This is a genomic window from Nocardia sp. (assembly GCF_025465275.1).
In the GTDB taxonomy this organism is placed as follows: domain Bacteria; phylum Actinomycetota; class Actinomycetes; order Mycobacteriales; family Mycobacteriaceae; genus Nocardia.
In genome coordinates this window covers 1-18227 of sequence record NZ_JAODNK010000015.1, presented here as the reverse complement: position 1 = coordinate 18227, position 18227 = coordinate 1, and the positions used below count along the sequence as shown (strand labels likewise).

Genomic DNA, 18227 nt, shown 5'->3' with positions numbered 1-18227 from the left:
CAGATTCGCATACGACTTCAACATTTACCCCGAAGCGGACTACCGTTGCGCCCATGGCAGCACAGCGCTCGAGCACGAACAGGGCGGCGTCGGATGAGTACGACGACGTGGAAGGGTTCGCAGTGGCGGTTGTCCGCGAAGAAGCCGACTGGAAATGCACTCCTTTGAGTGCGGAGGCACTGTCCAGTCTGTCCGCGGCCGAGGCCGAATTGCGTGAGCTGCGAGCTTCCGGCGCCGTTTTCGGTCTGCTCGATATCGACGACGAGTTCTTCATCATCCTCCGTCCGGGCCCGACCGGCAGCAGAATCCTCTTGTCGGATGCGACTGCCGCCGTCGACTACGACATCGCCGCCGATGTGCTCGAGGAATTGAACGTCGAGATTCCGGACATCGATCCGGACGACCTCGACGACGTCGAGCCCTGGGAAGAGGGTGACCTGGGCGTGCTCTCGGACCTCGGCCTCCCCGAACCGGTCCTCAGCGTCATCCTCGCCGAAACCGACCTCTATCCCGACGAACAGCTCGGCATGATCGCCCAGCGACTCGGCTTCGCCAATGAATTCTCGGCGGTGCTCGACAAACTCCCGCGCTGATCCCGGCCGGGATGAGTAGTCATAACGCATCCACCGGCGCTGACCGGCCCTCGCGGCCGGGCAGCGCCGTCTCGCTGTCCGGGGCAGTCGCCGCCGCATTGCCTCCCGGCGCGGCCTCGGCACCGCCTTCCGATGAGGCGATGATCCGCGCGGCCATCGAGGCCGCACAGACCGCCGACCCCCGCGATGTCCCCGTCGGCGCGGTGGTCTTCGACAGCTCCGGCCGCGAACTGGCCCGCGCCGCCAATGCCCGCGAGGCCCTCGGCGACCCGACCGCGCACGCCGAAGTCCTCGCCCTGCGCGCGGCAGCGCAGGTCATGGGCGACGGCTGGCGCCTCGAGAACGCCACCCTCGCCGTCACCCTCGAACCGTGCACCATGTGCGCCGGGGCCCTGGTCCTGTCCCGCGTAGGCAAACTCGTCTTCGGCGCCTGGGAGCCGAAAACCGGTGCCGTGGGCTCACTCTGGGACGTGGTCCGTGACCGACGTCTCAATCACCGGCCCCAGGTCCGCGGCGGCGTCCTCGAAGCCGAATGCGCCGCACTCCTCGACAATTTCTTCCGTTCCCAGCGCCCGTAGGGCCCTCTCCAGCCGATTTCGGTATTGGGCAGGTGGTCCGGTAAAGTCACCGGCGGTGGCGTGTCCGAGCGGCCTAAGGAGCACGCCTCGAAAGCGTGTGAGGGGTAACCCCCCTCCGAGGGTTCAAATCCCTCCGCCACCGCTGAGAAGCCCCGCAACTGGGAAACCTGTTGCGGGGCTTTTTCTTTGGCTCACTCGGGAACGCATTCAGCCCCCACTCGAATCGAGTGGGGGCCGAATGATGTGGCGGGGTCAGACCGCGGCGGGTTCCTTGTCCAGCACCGGTCCGGATTCCTTCAGGGCTGCGAGCTTGGTGCCCTCCACGTCGATATCGGGGAGGATGCGGTCGAGCCACTTGGGGATCCACCAGGCCCACTTGCCGAGCAGGACCAGCAGGGACGGGATGAGGACCATGCGGACCACGAAGGCGTCGAGCAGGACGCCCGCGGCCATGGCGAAGCCCATGGACTTGGCCACCACGTTCGGGTCCAGCATGAAGGCGCTGAAGACCGAGATCATGATGACGGCGGCGGAGGTCACGACGCGGGCGCCGTGGTGGTAGCCGCTGATCATGGCCTGCTTGGCGGATTTGCCGTGCACGTATTCCTCACGCATGCGGGTCACCAGGAAGACCTGGTAATCCATGGCGAGACCGAATACCAAGCCGATCAACATGATCGGCAGGAATGACACCAGCGGATGTGGATCGACCAGGCCGAACTTGCCCTCCTGGAAGATGAGCACCGTCGCGCCGAAGGTCGCCGCCATGGAGAGCAGGAAGCCCAGCGCGGCGGTCAGCGGCACCAGGATCGACCGGAACACCAGCACCAGCAGGAGGAAGGCCGCGCCCGCCACGATCGCCAGGTAGGGCACGATCTTGCTGAGCAGGCCCGCCGAGACGTCGGCGTAGATGGCGGTCGTGCCGGTGATGCCGTACTCCATGCCGTAGCGGTTGTTGAATTCCGATTCGGCATTGCGGGCGTTCTTGACCAGGTCCTTGGTGACCTTGTCGTTCGGCCCGGCCTTGGGCACGCCCGTGAAGAGCGCGGCCTCGCCGTCCTTGCTGGTCTGCGCGACGGTCAGGTAGTCCATGCCGTCGGCGTGGGCGACCTTGGCGCGCAGCGCATTCAGGGCTTCCGTGCGCTGATCGGCCGGCGTCTTGCTCATATCGACGGCGAACATGAGGGTGCCGTTGGAGCCCTCACCGAAGCCGGCGGTCTGCAGTTCGTACGCCTTGTAGAGGTAGGTGTCCTTCGGCATGGAATCGCCGCCGGGCAGGCCCAGCTGCATACCGGCCGCGGGTGCGGCCAGCAGTCCGAGCAGGACCACCGAGATCCCGAGGGTCAGTGCGGGCGCCTTGCCGATGAGATTGGCGAAGCGCATGCCGTTGGTGACGGAGTTCTCGTCCTCGGGATCGTGGCGTGCGACACCGGGCAGCTTCGGCTTGAACAGGAAGCGGCCGAAGGCGCCCATGAGCGCGGGCATCAGGGTAATGGCCACCAGCACGGCCATGAAGGCCGCGACAGCGCCGAAAACGCCCATGTAAGTGAGGAAGCTGACGCCGACGAAGCTCAGTCCGGCCAGCGCGATGATGACCGTCAGACCCGCGAAGATGACCGCGGATCCGGCGGTGCCGACCGCGGTGCCCGCCGCCTCTTCCGGCGAATTCGACACTGTCAGTTCATGTTTGTATCGCGAGACGATGAACATGGCGTAGTCGATGGACAGCGCCAAACCGATCATCGAGGCCAGCACCGGCGTGAAGGTCGGCACGGTCAGCCAGTGGGTGCCGAACATGATGATGGAAATGGCGGTGCCCACACCGACGAGCGCGGTGAGAATCGGCACGAACGCCGCGACGACCGCGCCGAAGCCGACCATCATGACGACCAGCGCGACCGCGATGCCGATCATTTCCGAGCTGCCCGAGGAGCCGCCCGGATCCTGCGCGATGGAACCGCTCATCTCGACGGTGAACCCGGCTGCGCGCGCGTCATCGCCGATGCCGTACGCCTGGGTTCGGTTGTCGGCGGTGATATCCGCGAACTTGGCGATATTGAACTTCGCCTTGACCATGGCGACCGAATCGGGCGCGGTCTTGCTCAGCACGTTCAGCGGTGCGCTACTGCAGGACCCGGAAAAGTCCGGGGAGTTGCGCACGGCCGGGTCGGCCGACAGGCAGTCGATCTTGGACGCGTCACCGACCTTCTTGGTGAGGTCGATCGGGTCGCCCGCCGGGACGGACTTGTCGACGATGTCGAGCCCGTTGAGCTTGTCGACGAACGCCTGCAGTGTCTGCGCGTTCTTCGGGTCGGTGAGTTTCTCACCGGCCGGTGCGCCGATCACGTAGGTGCCGGTGACCGCATTGGGGTCGAAATCGTTCGAGGCGCCCGGGAAGTGTTTGTCGAGGATTTCGGTCGCCCGCTCGGACGGCAGCCCGGGCATGGTGAAACTGTCCTGGAAGGGTTTGGCTAGTGAGCCGCCGACGCCGCCGATGAGAATCAGCGAGATCAGCCAGACACCGATAATGAGCCATTTTCGGCGGAAGGCGAACTTTCCCCACCGATAGAGGTAAACGGACACGAGGACTCTCCTGGCGATGGTCTTCGGGGCGATGGTTGTTTTGAAACTCCACAAGTACGTGTGAGCGCGTAGACAGCCCTGCCGCGGGAGCTTTCAGCTCCTCGCCTTCACGTCATACTTCTGCCTACCGTGCGGTAGGTAGACTACCCAGGGAATAAGCGGAGGAACAACCTCGACTTGATCGGCGTGACTCGCGCTGCGAGGCGTGGTGAGAGGATGGACCCATGGTGGGCCGAGGTGCTGCAGGAACTGTTGTCGCAGGTAGAAGCACGAAAGACGCGATCCGAGACGCCGCGATTCAGTTATTTACCAGCAAAGGCTTTGAACAGAGCAGCCTACGCGAGGTTGCCGATGCGGTGGGAATCACAAAAGCCTCGCTCTACTATCACTATGCCTCGAAGGTCGATCTGCTCGTAGCAATTATCGAGCCGATGTTCGACGACCTGCGTTCGACGGTGGAGAGCCTCGACGAAATTCCGCATTCGCCGCAGACCGTGCGCGAGGTGCTGACCGATCACCTGCGCTCCATTCTGGGCCATCGGGCCGCGGGAACGCTATGCATGCGTGACACGGTCGCTATCGTCAATGCCCTCGGCGACCGATATCCGGACCTGATCCAGCTGAGCCGGCGCATGAATACCTGGCTCGCAGGCCCCGGCGCCAGCGATGAGGAAATACTGCGCGCGGCCGCCGCCATGCAGGTGCTGGGCGCGGCGCTGATGTCGAAGGAGAGTGTGCCCGACGCCCCCGAAGAGCTGATCGAGAGCGTTCTGCTGAATGCTGCACTGGGCGTGCTGAATCCGGGGCGGTAGTATTGCCCGGTTTCACCGGGCTTTATCGAAGGTTCCAACTGATTTCGTGCGGGCCGGGTAACTCGTCGGGTACCCCCGGAATCGGTTCGGCACACGACCGCAAGCACGCATGCATGATTGTTCACGGCACCCGAGCCGTGCGCAGAAGTTCCGGGGAGGCGGCACAGTGCACATCACCGCGAAGGTTGATTACGCGGTGCGCACTCTCGTGGAAATCGCGAAGGCGCAATCGGATTCGGTGAAGGCCGATGCCATCTCCAGCGCGCAGGACATTCCGCCGAAGGTGCTCGAATCGGTGGTGGCGGATCTGCGGCGCGGGAAATTGGTCACCAGCCGCCGCGGCCCCGACGGCGGGTACCGCCTGGCTCGCCCGGCCGGCGAGATCAGCATCGCCGATGTGATTCGCGCTGTGGAGGGTCCGCTCGCCTCGGTGCGCGGGCAGCGCCCCGAGGATGTGGAATACGCCGGAGCCGCCGAACCCCTGCAGCGGGTGTGGATCGGCCTGCGCGTGAATATCCGCGCGGTGCTCGAGCGGGTGACGGTCGCCGATATCGCCAATGATCTGCTGCCGTCCTTCCTGGACGAGCTGCTGCACGATCCGGATGCCTGGACGCGGCGATCCCGCGGCACCGGTGGCCCGGTCTCCACCCAGTGGCAGGATCTGGACCAACCCTGATGTGATCTGGCCCATCTTCGCCCCTGGACCGCAGGTCATTCCGGGGGGCGGTGACGAGGCCGAAAAAGCTCGCGCCGGTCCCGCCGCTCTGGCGGTAACCTGCCAACATCATGTTGATTCGACTTCTGCGCACCTTCCTGGCGCCCTACCGCAAGCAGCTGGCGGGGGTGGTCGTGCTTCAGCTGATCTCGGTCATCGCCATGCTCTACCTGCCGACCCTCAACGCCGACATCATCGACAACGGCGTCACCAAGGGGGATATCGGCTACATCTGGAGCACCGGCCTGATGATGCTCGCCGTGACCGGCGTGCAGATCGTCGCCCAGTCCATCTCCGTATATCTGGGCGCGCAGGCGGCCATGGGCGCGGGCCGCGATATGCGCGCGGGCCTGCTGCACCGGGTCGGCGGCTTCTCCGCCCGTGAGGTCGGTGTGTTCGGCGCACCCTCGCTGATCACCCGCAATACCAATGACGTGCAGCAGGTGCAGCTGCTCGTGCTCATGAGCGCGACCATCCTGGTGATGGCCCCGATCATGTGCGTGGGCGGCATTGTGATGGCGCTGCGTGAGGGCGCGGGCCTGTCCTGGCTGCTGCTCATCGCCGTGCCGGCACTGGCGCTGGCGATGGGTTTCATCATCACCCGCATGGTGCCCGGTTTCCGGCGCATGCAGACGCGCATCGATGCGGTGAACCGCGTTCTGCGCGAACAGATCACGGGTATCCGCGTGGTGCGCGCCTTCGTGCGCGAGCGGCAGGAGACCTGGCGTTTCGGTGTCGCCAACAAGGATCTGACCGAGCAGTCGCTGTATGTCGGCCGCTATATGGCGATGATGTTCCCGCTGGTCATGCTCATCTCGAATGTGACCATGGTCGGCGTGATCTGGTTCGGCGGTCACGAGATCAATGACGGGACGCTGCAGATCGGTTCGCTGACCGCGATGCTGGCGTACATCATGCAGATTCTGACGGCGGTCATGATGGCCTCCTTCCTGGCCATGATGGCGCCGCGCGCCGCGGTCTCGGCCGAGCGCATCGGCGATGTGCTGGAAACGGACTCCTCGGTGCAGCCGCCGCAGCACCCGCAGCCGTTCAAGAGTGATCCCGGCACCGTCGATTTCGCCTTCGCGGAATTCAAGTTCCCGGGCGCGGAAAAGGCTGTGCTGCGGGCGATTCGGTTCCAGGTGCGGCCCGGTACCACCACCGCCATCGTCGGTGCGACGGGTGCGGGCAAGACCACGCTGGTCAATCTGATTCCGCGGCTCATCGATGTCACCGATGGCGCGGTGCTGGTGGGCGGTACCGATGTGCGGCATATCGATCTGGAGCTGCTGCGCGATCAGATCGGCCTGGTCCCGCAGAAGGGCTACCTGTTCTCCGGCACCATCGCCTCGAATCTGCGCTACGGCAAGCCGGACGCGACGGATGAGGAACTGTGGCATGCCCTGGAGATAGCGCAGGCCGCCGACTTCGTCCGGGAAATGGGGCAGGGGTTGGAAACCCCTGTCGCACAGGGCGGTACGACGGTGTCGGGTGGTCAGCGACAGCGGCTGGCCATTGCCCGTGCGGTGGTGCGCAGGCCGCGCATCTACCTGTTCGACGACTGCTTCTCGGCGCTCGACGTCTCCACCGATGTGCGGGTGCGGGACGCGCTGCGCCCGGAAACCCGTGACGCGTCGGTAATCATTGTGGCGCAGCGAATTTCGACCATCCGCGAGGCCGATCAGATCGTGGTGCTGGAAGACGGCGCCATGGCGGGTATCGGTACCCACGAACAGCTCCTGCAGGACTGTAACGAGTACAAGGAAATTGTCGAGTCGCAGTTCAGCGTTGAGGAAGTGCGATGAAATACGATGGCGAAGCCTTTCATTGCACTGACCGGGTGCGGGTGTCCCGCATGACACAGGCGGAGGTCCGATGAGGCCCGGAGCAGTCAATCCCGGTGCGCCGGATGCCAAAGCGAAATCCTTCGGCCCGTCGCTGAAGCGCCTGCTGCATCGGCTCGCGCCCGAACGCCTATACCTATCCATCGTTTTCGTGCTGGCCGTGGCCTCGGTGGTGCTCAATACGCTGGGCCCGCAGATTCTCGGTAATGCCACCAACCTCATCTTCAACGGCGTGGTCGGCAAGCAGTTGCCCGCGGGCATGAGCAAGGACCAGGCGGTCGAGCAGCTGCGCGCGGGCGGCGACTCCACCTTCGCCGACATGCTCTCCAGCATGAACGTGATTCCCGGTACGGGCGTGGACTTCTCGGCCGTCGGCCGGGTGCTGTCCATTGTGCTGGCGCTCTACATCAGCGCCGCGATATTCGGCTGGCTGCAGGCGTTCCTGCTGAACGTGGTCATCAACCGGACCATCAAGCGGCTGCGCAATGAGATCGAGGAGAAGATCCACCGCCTGCCGCTGAGCTATTTCGACTCGTCGCCGCGCGGTGATGTGCTGTCCCGTGTCACCAATGACGTCGACAATATGGCGCAGTCACTGAACCAGACCATGAGCCAGCTGCTCATTTCGGCGCTGTCGGTGATCGGCATCCTGATCATGATGTTCTGGATCTCGCCGCTGCTGGCGCTGATCGCACTGCTCACCGTGCCGCTGGCGATCATTGTCACCGCGCAGATCGCCAAGCGTTCCAAACCGCACTTCGTGGATCAGTGGAAGCTGACCGGCGAGGTCAATGCCCAGGTCGAGGAGGCCTTCACCGGCCACGAGGTGGTGAGCGCCTTCGGTCGTGTGCGCGAGGTCGGCGAGCGCTTCGACGAGACCAACGGCAAGCTCTACAACGCTTCGTTCAAGTCGCAATTCATCTCCGGCCTGATCATGCCCGCCATCATGTTCCTCGGAAACCTGAACTATGTGCTGATCGCCGTCGTCGGTGGTCTGCGGGTGGCATCGGGCAATCTGTCCCTCGGTGAGGTGCAGGCGTTCATCCAGTACTCGCGTGGTTTCACCCAGCCGCTCACCCAGATCGGCTCGATGATCAACCTGCTGCAGTCCGGTGTGGCCTCGGCCGAGCGGATCTTCGAGATTCTCGATGCCGACGAGCAGGTGCCGGATCCGGTGGACGAGGATTCGCGGCCGCTGGATCGCGGGCGGGTGGCGTTCGAGAACGTGTCCTTCCGCTACGAGCCGGAGACCCCGATCATCGACGATCTGTCGCTGGTCGCGGAGCCCGGGCATGTGGTGGCGATCGTCGGGCCGACCGGTGCGGGCAAGACCACGCTGGTCAATCTGCTCATGCGTTTCTACGAGGTGGATTCCGGCGCGATCACCATCGACGAGGTGGATATCACCCGAATCTCGCGAGATCGCCTGCGTTCTCGCATCGGCATGGTGCTGCAGGACACCTGGCTGTTCGGCGGCACCATTCGGGAGAACATCGCCTACGGCAATCCGAATGCCTCCGAGGACGACATCATCGCCGCCGCGCGGGCCGCGTACGTGGACCGCTTCGTGCACGCGCTGCCGCACGGCTACGAGACCATGATCGATGAGGAGGGCTCCGGCGTCAGCGCCGGTGAGAAGCAGCTCATCACCATCGCCCGCGCCTTCCTGGCCAAGCCGCACATCCTGATCCTGGACGAGGCCACCAGCTCGGTCGATACCCGCACCGAGCTGCTGGTGCAGCACGCCATGGCCGCGCTGCGCCGGGACCGCACAAGTTTTGTTATCGCACACCGTCTTTCGACGATCCGCGATGCCGACCTGATCGTGGTCATGGAGAAGGGCAAGATCGTCGAGACCGGTACGCACGAGCGCCTGCTCGCGCACCGCGGCGCGTACTACCGCCTCTACCAGGCGCAATTCGCCGCCGCCATCGAGGATGACGACGAGGAATCGGTCTCACTGAGCACCTGAGAATTGGTAGTAAAAGGTGACAACTGATTTCGCGGGGTCCGGGTAACTCCCCGGGTACCCCCGAAATCGGTTCGGCACCCAACCGCCGGCACGCGTGCATGACCGGTAACGGCACCCAAGCCGTGCGCCAAAGTTCCGGGGAGGCGGGACAGTGCGAGGATGAGCGCGTGTCTGCTCCCGAATTCTCCTTCAAGGTCGGTACCCGTCTGGAAGGCCACCACGGCCGGTCCGGGCTGATCAGTACCCCGCACGGGGAGATCGCCACACCGGCGTTCATCCCGGTCGGCACCAAGGCGACCGTGAAAGCGGTGCTGCCGGAGACCATGAAGGAACTGGGTTCGCAGGCGCTGCTGTCCAACGCCTACCACCTGTATCTGCAGCCGGGGTCCGACGTCATCGACGAGGCGGGCGGTCTCTCGAAGTTCATGAACTGGCCCGGCCCGACCTTCACCGACAGCGGTGGCTTCCAGGTCATGTCGCTGGGTGTGGGTTTCAAGAAGGTGCTCGCCATGGAGTCCGTGGGCGTGCAGAACGATCAGGTGATCGCCAAGGGCAAGGAGCGCCTCGCCCATGTGGACGATGACGGTGTCACCTTCCGCTCGCATCTGGACGGATCGAAGCGCCGCTTCACCCCCGAGGTGTCCATGGGCATTCAGCATCAGCTCGGCGCGGACATCATGTTCGCCTTCGACGAGCTGACCACGCTCATGAATACCCGTGGCTACCAAGAGGAATCGCTGGAACGCACCCGGCGCTGGGCGCAGCGCTGCATCGACGAACACGAACGTCTCACCGTCGAACGCGCGCACCGCCCGTACCAGGCGCTGTTCGGTGTCATCCAGGGCGCGCAGTATGAAGATCTGCGCCGCAAGGCATGTCGCGATCTGGAAGTGCTGCGCGGCAGTGCCGGAACGGAATTCGACGGTTACGGCATCGGCGGCGCACTGGAGAAGCACAATCTGGGCACCATTGTCGGCTGGTGCTGTGACGAACTGCCGGAACACAAGCCGCGCCATATGCTCGGCATCAGCGAGCCCGAGGACATGTTCACCGCGATCGAGAACGGCGCGGACACCTTCGACTGCGTGAACCCGTCCCGGGTGGCGCGCAATGGCGCCATCTACGTGGAACCGGGCCGATTCAATATCAATACCGCGCGCTTCAAACGCGATTTCACGCCGATCGACGAGAACTGCGACTGCTACACCTGCACGAACTACACCCGCGCCTACCTGCACCACCTGTTCAAGGCCAAGGAGATGCTGGCCTCCACGCTGTGCACAATTCACAACGAGCGCTTCACCGTTCGCCTGGTGGACCGCATTCGCGAGAGCATCGACGGCGGGTACTTCCAGGACTACAAGACCGAATTCCTCGGCCAGTGGCGCGGCCGCCTCAAAGCACCCGAGGACGTCTGAGGGCCGGGATCCACAGCAGCGCAGTAGATCCCGGCCGAAGTCGTCGTACTACTCGTAGATCGCCGCGCGCTCACGCGGTGCGTAGGTGGGTTCGCGCTTCTTGAGGAAGGCGATGCAGCGGTAGCTGATCGGCAGGATCATCATCTCCACGCCGGTCTTCCAGACGAAGCCGACGATCACGTAGTTGATGTAGTCGCCCCAGGTGGTGATGCCGATGGCCGTTGCGGCGATGGAGCAGAACACCAGCGTGTCGCCGATTTCGCCGGCCACGGTGGAGCCGAGTAGCCGCGCCCACAGGTGCTTCTCCTTGGTGCGCTCCTTGATGAGCACCAGGGTCACCGAGTTGAGGAACTGTCCGACGACGTATCCGGACACTCCGGCGAGCGCCAGTTGCGGTGTCTTGCTGAGCGCGACGCGGAACGAGTCGGTGCTGTCGCCGAGCGCGCCGGCGGGCATCTCGATGGCGATCCAGAAGCAGGCGATCATGAGCACCAACATGGCGAAGCCGTAGTAGACGGCCCGGCGGGTGGCGCGGAAACCGTAGACCTCGCTGAGGATATCGCCGATCACGTACGCGAGCGGGAACAGGAAGAACGCGCCGTCCAGAGTCAGCGGCAGAATGGTGACCGGGCCGACGGACAGGTGGTTGTGGGTAAAGAATTGCACGCCCTTGGTGGCGCAGATATTGGAGATCAGCAGAACCGCCGTGAAGATCACGACCACCTGCGTGTAGTAGCCCCCCGCTGCCGTAGCGAATGCTGCGTGCTCCGGCGCGGGGCTTCCAGATCGGTCCGAATCGACCGTTTTCGTATCACTCACGCGGAGAAGTATCCCCGGAATGATGGATGGGTATGGGCTGGTGGGGTGCCTTAGGCTGAACCTATGACACAACCCGGGGATTCCGACGAGTGGTGGAAGCAGTACGGCGGTGAGGGCGGCGCGTCCGATACCCCGTCCGCCGCGCCGCAGCAGGCGACGCCGCCACCGTTGCGGTACCCCCCAGCTCCGAATCCGCCGCAATCACCGCTGACTCCGCCGCCGCAGCCGCAGTATCCGAATTATTCTCCGCCGCAGCCGAATCCGGCCGCCGGATATCCGCAGCCGGGTCCCGGGGGTTATTCACCGGCCGCACCGGGCGGTTATCCACAGCCCGGTCAGGCGCCGGGACAACCCGCGTACGGCTATCAGCCGTACGGTTATCAACAGCCATCGAGCACCAATGGCCTGGCCACTGCCGCACTGATCGTCTCGATCGTCGGCGTGCCGCTGGCCTTCCTCTGCTTCTTGCTTCCGATCGCCCCCCTGATCGGGCTGATTCTCGGCGTGGTCGCCCTGAACCAGGTGAAGAACTCCGGTCAGCAGGGCCGCGGTCTGGCGCTGGGCGGCATCTGGATCGGTGCGGCCGGTATCGCGATCAGCATCCTGTTCCTGGCGCTGTTCATCGGCGGGATCGTGAGTTCACCCTCCACCTGAGCCGATTCGCTTTCGCGGCAAGCGAATTCGCTGTCGGACAAAGCAAAGCGGGTGCGCCTCCGGTGCGGAGGCGCACCCGCTTCTATTGTTCGAAGCAGCGTCAGTTGGTCTTGATGACCTGGGTGCCGCCGGCGAACTTGTCGTGCCAGCCCTGCTTGTTCGGGTCCTGCTCGATGGTGACCGCGATGTAGATCGCCAGGCCGATGCTGACCAGGGTGCCGAGGCACGGAATGAACTGGATCGCGACGAACAGATTGCGCTTGGCCGAGGTGACCGGGTCCAGCGGTGCGCCGCCGGCGCCGAGCACCCGCAGGCCGAGGATCTTCTTGCCGAGGGTCTGACCGCCCTGCTGCGTCTCCATGAAGACGAAGTAGCCGAACGTGATGAGCGGCAACAGAATGTCCCACACCAGCACGATCGAGCTGGGCAGCAGGACGTAGACGATCACGCCCACGATGGCGAAGATCAGGCCGTCGATGAAGCGGGCCGCGAAGCGGATCCACAGGTCACCCGGCTGCGAGCCGCCGCCCCCGCCGCCGAAGCCCGGAGGCTGCTGCTGGCCGTACGGCTGGTACGGCTGCTGGCCGCCGTAACCCGGCTGCTGGCCGAACTGCGGCTGCTGGTTGTAGGGATCGGACTGGCCGAACTGCGGCGGCTGCTGGCCGAAGCCCGGCTGCTGCGGCTGACCGTAGGGATCGGACGGCGGCTGCTGGCCATAAGGCTGCTGCGGCTGCTGTCCGTACGGATCCGACGGGGGCTGCTGCTGCCCGTACGGCTGCTGGGGCTGCTGGCCATAAGGCTGCTGCTGGCCCTGCGGGTACGGCTGCCCATACGGCTGGCCGCCCTGCGGATACTGGTTGGGGTCGTACCCACCGCTTGTCATTGTCTGTGCCGTCCTCGTCGAATTCGTTCGGGGTCTGGTCGAGTGCGTACGTTACGGACCCGAACTGGGTTGCAACAAGCCGTTCGGGTCGAGTGTCCACGGTTCTTGCGGAAGCTGTTCGGGGCGAAATTGCGTGAGCAGCTGCGCAATTGTGGTAGCGGTGGGATAACCCAATGAGGTTGCGAGAGCATTCAGTATCTGGTCGGGGGTCTCGCCGAGTGCGATTCTATCGCGCAGGGTGACCGCTCCGTCGCGTTTGGCGAGCCGCTGCCCGGCGGTATTGAGTACCAGCGGCACATGTGCGTACTGCGGTATCGGCAGCCCGAGCAGGGTGGCGAGATAGACCTGACGTGGGGTGGAAGCCAGCAGGTCGTCGCCGCGCACCACTTGATCGATGCCCTGGTCGGCGTCGTCCACTACGACGGCCAGGTTGTAGGCGGGTGAGCCGTCGCCGCGCCGCAGCACCAGATCGTCGACGGCGCCGCGGTAGCTGCCGAGCAGCTCGTCGGTGATCACCAGCTCGGTGATGTCGGCCCGCAGACGTAATGCCGCTGGTCGGCCCGCGGCGCGTTGTGCTGCGCGCTCGGCGTCGGTGAGCTCGCGGCAGGTGCCCGGGTAGGCGCCCATCGGTCCGTGCGGTGCGGTGACCGCCTGCTGTATTTCCTTGCGGGTGCAGAAGCATTCGTAGGTGCGCCCGGCGGCGGTCAGCTCGGCGATGGCCGCTTCATACAGCGGTAGTCGCTGTGATTGCCACACCACCGGCGGCTCCCAGTCCAGCCCGAGGGCTGCGAGATCTGCCGACTGTCGTTCCGCCGCACCGGGTTTCACTCTATCCAGATCCTCGATCCGCAGCCGGAAGCCGCGTCCGGTGGAGCGTGCGAACAGCCATGCCAGCAGTGCCGTGCGGAGATTCCCCAGGTGCAGATCACCTGAGGGGCTGGGTGCGAATCTTCCGAATCCGGACACGGTCGTCCATGCTAGGCGCAACCTTCGCAAACTTCGCGGCACTTTCGGTCATTCGCACTCTTGCGGGTGCACACAACCGATGCGAAGTAGCAGTTGCTGTGCGAATTCAGTGAAGCCGCAGGCGGGGGCGCAGCTCGTCCTCCGTCAGCGGCTTTTCCTGGTCCAGAGCTGCGAGAATGGCGTTCGCTCGGGTGATGAGACCGGGGGCGTCGATGTCGTACGGGGCTGGCCCGGCGGCTGTGAGGCGGTGTATCGCGCGTTCCAGAAGTGTGCGAGCTCCCTTGGAATTTCCGCGTTGAATGTGGGTCAGGCCAACGGCGTACTGGGCGAGCCCCTGCCACAGCATCCGCTCGGCGAACGGTCCGTGCTTCCAGGCCGCTTCCAATACCTCGTGGGCGTTGAAGGGGAGACCGTCGTCGAGCAGGCGCTGGGCGTAGTCGAGGGTCTCGCCCGGGTCGAGCTGGAGATCATCGGGAATGCGTGGTGTCCCGATGCTGCCGAATGGCAGGGGGCGGCCGAAACGATCACGCGGCCGGGCATTCCGCGCCCGCCCGTCGTCGTCGCGGTCTCGAGCGCTCTCGTCCTGCGTGGGGTCGGCCATGAAGTCCATGATCCCGGATGCCGCGCTCGGCGTCCGACCAGGAGTTAGCCAAACGGTCCGCAAACAAACCGACAACTTTATTGCGATCTTTATCATTCATGCGTTTCGGAGTGCGGCTATCTTTAGGCTAATAATTAGCTGGCTATCCTTGCCATATATTTGCTGATTGAAAACGAAAGAATGCGATCTCCTAATGACGAACCCTGCTAGGGTTTAGCCCGGGAACAGCCACCGGGGGTGCATTCCCATCGCGAAGTGCAGAGAGCAGGTTGTACGGAGAGGTTGCGTGCAACCTCGGGCGTACAAGGGATTCCCGAATCTCCATGGATCCCATTGCCACCAAGATCGATGCCAGCAAGATCTCATGCTTGACGCAACGAAGGAGCTAGAACCGTGAATGCGGATTACACAGGCGCCGTCTGGCGCAAGAGCAAACATAGCGGACCCAATGGCAACTGCGTAGAGGTGGCTTTTCTCGTAGATGGCAATGTCGGGGTTCGCGACAGCAAGGAACACGGTCACGGACCGAGCCTCGCTTTCACCCCGGGTGAGTGGGATGCATTCCTCGCCGGTGTGTCGGACGGCGAGTTCAAGCGGGCCTGAGCAGGGCCGGCTGGACCGAGAAAACAAGCCCCGAGTCGCGACGACTCGGGGCTTTTTCGCAGAAAGCCTCAGCAGCAGCTCCACTGTGCGGCAGCGGGTTCAGTGGTCCTCGCTCCCGTTCCCGTTGTGCTGCGCCCGCCGCAGTACCGCCAGTTGCGCATGCTCGGCCTCGCGCTCGACGGTCGCGTTCTGATCGCGCTCCTCCGCTGGATCGGCACGGAAGAAGCTGCCGGTGCCCGGCCGCCCGGCAATGCCGAGCTGGTTCATCTTCCGCGGCACCGTCGCACCCTGGTACTCGAGCGGAACCGGATGTCCGTGCGCGTCCACCGGTCCGAGCGGTTGGTGCAGCTCGATGTATTCACCGTGCGGAAGTCGCCGCACCACACCGGTTTCGATGCCGTGCTCGAGCACCGCGCGGTCGCCCCGCTGCAGGCCCAGACAGAGCCGGTAGGCGGCGAGATAGGCCAGCGGCGGCATGATCAGCAGCCCGATGCGGAAGATCCACGTGGTGGCATTGAGCGAGATGTGGAAGTTCAGCGCGATGATGTCATTGACGCAGGCCAGCGTGAGCACCAGATAGAAGACCAGTGACATGGCGCCGATCGCGGTGCGCACCGGCACATCTCGCGGTCGCTGCAGCAGATTGTGCCGGGCGCGATCGCCGGTGAGGCGTTTCTCGATCCACGGATAGCCGATGAGCAGGCCGAAGATGATCGGCATGGCCAGCGCGACGGAGAACGCGCCGGGCACCATATGGCCGAACAGATGCAGCTCCCAGGCCGGGAAGAGCCGCAGGAAGCCGTCGGTCCACATCATGTAGAAGTCCGGCTGGGTGCCGGCGGAGACCTGGGAGGGGTTGTAGGGCCCCAGATTCCAGATCGGATTGATCTGCAGCAGCCCGCCCATGAGGGCCAGCACCGCGAGTGTGAAGGCGAAGAACGCACCCTGGTCCAGGGAGAACACCGGCACGATGCGGGTGCCGACCACATTGCGCTCACTGCGCCCGGGCCCCGGATACTGCGTGTGCTTCTGGTACCAGACCAGGGCGATATGAGCGGCGATGAGCGCCAGCATGATTCCGGGGATCAGCAGCACGTGCGCGATATAGAGGCGCGGAATGATGACGGTGCCGGGGAAGTCGCCGCCGAACATGAGCCACTGCAGCCAGGTGCCGATGACGGGCGCGCTCATGGTGATGCCCGCGAAGGCGGCCCGCAGCCCGGTGCCCGAGAGCAGATCGTCGGGCAGCGAGTACCCGAAGAAGCCTTCGAACATGGCCAGGATCAGCAGGACCGAGCCGATCACCCAGTTGGCCTCGCGGGGTTTGCGGAAGGCTCCGGTGAAGAAGACGCGGCACAGGTGGATGATCATGGAGGCGCTGAAAAGCAGTGCGGCCCAATGATGTACCTGCCGCACGAACAGTCCGCCGCGGACGTCGAAGGAGATGCCGAGCGCTGATTCGTAGGCGCGCGACATGGTGACGCCGCGCAGCGGCTGATAGTCCCCGTTGTAGACCACATCCTTCATGGACGGGTCGAAGTACAAGGTCAAATACACGCCGGACAGCAGCAGAATGATGAAGCTGTAGAGCGCGATTTCGCCGAGCAGGAACGACCAATGGGTCGGAAAGACTTTGTTGATAGACCTTTTGAGGAATGCCGCGGCTTGATACCGCTCATCCGCAGAATCGGCTTGTTCGGCCAGACGATTACGAGTTGCCATTTGCGGTCACCCGCCCCCGGAAGAGATGGTAAGGCTTCTACTACACACGGTAGCACCCAGAGGGGTTGGCCTGTAGCGGCTTTCGATAGGCTCCGGGAGTGAATTCCCTGGCGCCCCGGGACGCCACCATGTATTGGTTGTCCGCCCGCACCCGCAACGACCTCTTCCTGCTCTACTGCTTCGCGGACACGGGCAGGTCCGTGGCTCGCCTCCGGGCGGAACTGGCCGCTCGGGTCGCTCGCATTCCGGATTTGCTGGTACACGTGCTGGACACTCCTGCAAACATTGCGTATCCGATTTGGGTGGATTGCGAATTCATAACCGACCAGTTCATCGACCACGAGTTGCCGGATGCCACCTGGACGGACGTCACGAGCGCCCTGGGCGACCTGCTGGGCACCGGAGTCCGTGCCGCGCACCGTCCCTGGCGCGTGCACATCTTCCGGGGCATCACCGGCGCACCGGGCTTCGCGCCCGGCGAGCCCGCTCTCGTAGTGGTCCTGCAGCTTTCACACGCGCTGGCCGACGGCCGCCGTGCCGCAGCCCTCGCCCGGTGCCTGTTCACTCAACCGGCGGGCACCGAGCCCGCACCGCCACGCGACCGCAGTTTCGCCGAGATCCTCCGTACGGGGACCGGAGCGGCAGGCTGGATGGCAGCCGCCGCGGCGCTGCCGGCCCTGCCGATCGATATGGCGCGCACCGTGATCCGCGGGCTGGCCGCGCATCGGGCGGAACAGCGGCTGGCCGAGCTCGCCGCGACCGGTGCGGTACCGCCGCCCGCGCCCGGCGCACCGCCGAATCTGCTGAACGGTGGCGGCTCGTCCCCGAGCGCACACGCGGTGCGTGTGCTCGTCCACGATGCCGAGGCGCTCCGGGTCCCCGGCCATACTGTGACGGTGGTGGCCGCGACCGCGATCTCGCTTGCCCTGCAGCGCTATCTGGCGCAGCGCGGTGAGCCCACCGAGGAGACGGCCGAGCCGCTGCTGGCCCAGATTCCGATGGCGGTTGCCGGGGCGGGCAAGACCCGCAACAGCTACTGCGATCTCTCGGTGGATCTGGCGGTGCACGAACCCGCGTTGCCGCGCCGCGCCACTCTCATCGCGGCCGAGCTGGCAATACGGCGGGAGCGCGCGGTACATCCACTGCAGGAGGCTCGCTCGCGGGTAGCCGACGCCATGCCCGCCCGGCTACTGCACGGTGACGTGACTCACTACCCGATCGAGCATCTCCCCGAACGAGTTTCGGGTCACACGGTGTTGTCCAGCGTCCATCGCGGCCCGGCCGACCTGTCGTTCGGCGGCGGCGTGGTGCGCTTCACCTCGGGCTTCCCGGGGCTCGGCTCGGTCATGCATCTGACACACGGCGTGCACGGCCTGGGCGACACCGTCACCGTCTCGGTGCACGCCGACCCGGCGGTGCTGCCCGACCTCGACCAATACGCCGAAATGCTGAACAAGGCGCTGT

16 protein-coding genes and 1 tRNA gene are annotated in these 18227 nt (G+C 64.8%); 11 read left to right on the top strand and 6 right to left on the bottom strand.

What is annotated here, in order from left to right:
* The first annotated feature begins 53 nt into the window (after positions 1-53).
* From JWN03_RS04085 to JWN03_RS04075, 3 genes are all read left to right on the top strand, one after another.
* Positions 54-593 carry a tRNA adenosine deaminase-associated protein gene (locus JWN03_RS04085; RefSeq protein WP_297609877.1) on the top strand — a complete coding sequence of 180 codons (540 nt, stop codon included), beginning with the start codon at positions 54-56 and terminating at the stop codon, positions 591-593.
* A gap of 140 nt (positions 594-733) precedes the next feature.
* Complete coding sequence (locus JWN03_RS04080) at positions 734-1171, top strand: nucleoside deaminase (protein WP_297609878.1); 438 nt, start codon at positions 734-736, stop codon at positions 1169-1171.
* Positions 1172-1225: 54 nt separating this feature from the next.
* Positions 1226-1313 (top strand) — tRNA-Ser (locus JWN03_RS04075).
* A 110-nt stretch (positions 1314-1423) separates the two neighbouring features.
* Here JWN03_RS04075 and JWN03_RS04070 read toward each other — a convergent pair.
* Positions 1424-3754 (bottom strand): MMPL family transporter, encoded by a 2331-nt coding sequence (locus tag JWN03_RS04070; RefSeq protein WP_297609874.1) that lies wholly within the window; start codon positions 3752-3754, stop codon positions 1424-1426.
* A gap of 224 nt (positions 3755-3978) precedes the next feature.
* Here JWN03_RS04070 and JWN03_RS04065 point away from each other — a divergent pair, with 224 nt between their 5' ends.
* The 5 genes from JWN03_RS04065 to tgt all read left to right on the top strand — a co-directional run bounded on the left by JWN03_RS04065 (position 3979) and on the right by tgt (position 10515).
* A complete protein-coding gene (locus tag JWN03_RS04065; protein WP_297609871.1) occupies positions 3979-4566 on the top strand; it encodes a TetR/AcrR family transcriptional regulator in 588 nt (195 codons plus the stop codon).
* A gap of 166 nt (positions 4567-4732) precedes the next feature.
* Positions 4733-5242 carry an RrF2 family transcriptional regulator gene (locus tag JWN03_RS04060; protein WP_297609868.1) on the top strand — a complete coding sequence of 170 codons (510 nt, stop codon included), beginning with the start codon at positions 4733-4735 and terminating at the stop codon, positions 5240-5242.
* Positions 5243-5352: 110 nt separating this feature from the next.
* Positions 5353-7086, top strand: a complete 1734-nt coding sequence (locus JWN03_RS04055) for an ABC transporter ATP-binding protein (RefSeq protein WP_297609865.1) — start codon at positions 5353-5355, stop codon at positions 7084-7086.
* A gap of 70 nt (positions 7087-7156) precedes the next feature.
* On the top strand, positions 7157-9097 hold the full coding sequence (locus JWN03_RS04050; RefSeq protein ID WP_297609862.1) for an ABC transporter ATP-binding protein: 1941 nt from the start codon (positions 7157-7159) through the stop codon (positions 9095-9097).
* Between the two features lie 167 nt (positions 9098-9264).
* Positions 9265-10515 (top strand): tRNA guanosine(34) transglycosylase Tgt, encoded by a 1251-nt coding sequence (tgt, locus tag JWN03_RS04045; RefSeq protein WP_297609859.1) that lies wholly within the window; start codon positions 9265-9267, stop codon positions 10513-10515.
* A 48-nt stretch (positions 10516-10563) separates the two neighbouring features.
* Here tgt and JWN03_RS04040 read toward each other — a convergent pair whose 3' ends face one another.
* Complete coding sequence (locus JWN03_RS04040) at positions 10564-11334, bottom strand: queuosine precursor transporter (RefSeq protein ID WP_297609856.1); 771 nt, start codon at positions 11332-11334, stop codon at positions 10564-10566.
* Between the two features lie 63 nt (positions 11335-11397).
* Here JWN03_RS04040 and JWN03_RS04035 point away from each other — a divergent pair, with 63 nt between their 5' ends.
* A complete protein-coding gene (locus JWN03_RS04035; protein WP_297609853.1) occupies positions 11398-11988 on the top strand; it encodes a DUF4190 domain-containing protein in 591 nt (196 codons plus the stop codon).
* A gap of 100 nt (positions 11989-12088) precedes the next feature.
* On the opposite strand, the gene JWN03_RS04030 is transcribed toward JWN03_RS04035, so the two are convergent.
* The 3 genes from JWN03_RS04030 to JWN03_RS04020 all read right to left on the bottom strand — a co-directional run bounded on the left by JWN03_RS04030 (position 12089) and on the right by JWN03_RS04020 (position 14438).
* Positions 12089-12871 carry an RDD family protein gene (locus JWN03_RS04030; RefSeq protein ID WP_297609850.1) on the bottom strand — a complete coding sequence of 261 codons (783 nt, stop codon included), beginning with the start codon at positions 12869-12871 and terminating at the stop codon, positions 12089-12091.
* Positions 12872-12922: 51 nt separating this feature from the next.
* The gene (gluQRS, locus tag JWN03_RS04025) at positions 12923-13837 is read right to left on the bottom strand and encodes a tRNA glutamyl-Q(34) synthetase GluQRS (RefSeq protein WP_297609848.1); all 915 of its coding nucleotides are present in this window, start codon (positions 13835-13837) and stop codon (positions 12923-12925) included.
* Between the two features lie 106 nt (positions 13838-13943).
* Positions 13944-14438 (bottom strand): DUF309 domain-containing protein, encoded by a 495-nt coding sequence (locus JWN03_RS04020; protein WP_297609845.1) that lies wholly within the window; start codon positions 14436-14438, stop codon positions 13944-13946.
* Between the two features lie 393 nt (positions 14439-14831).
* Between JWN03_RS04020 and JWN03_RS04015 the strand changes: the two genes are divergently transcribed.
* Positions 14832-15041 carry a DUF397 domain-containing protein gene (locus JWN03_RS04015; protein WP_297609843.1) on the top strand — a complete coding sequence of 70 codons (210 nt, stop codon included), beginning with the start codon at positions 14832-14834 and terminating at the stop codon, positions 15039-15041.
* 99 nt (positions 15042-15140) lie between these two features.
* On the opposite strand, the gene qcrB is transcribed toward JWN03_RS04015, so the two are convergent.
* Positions 15141-16763 (bottom strand): cytochrome bc1 complex cytochrome b subunit, encoded by a 1623-nt coding sequence (gene qcrB / locus JWN03_RS04010; protein WP_297609841.1) that lies wholly within the window; start codon positions 16761-16763, stop codon positions 15141-15143.
* A 98-nt stretch (positions 16764-16861) separates the two neighbouring features.
* Between qcrB and JWN03_RS04005 the strand changes: the two genes are divergently transcribed.
* Positions 16862-18227: wax ester/triacylglycerol synthase domain-containing protein (locus JWN03_RS04005; protein ID WP_297609838.1), on the top strand; the 1366-nt coding region annotated here is incomplete at its 3' end.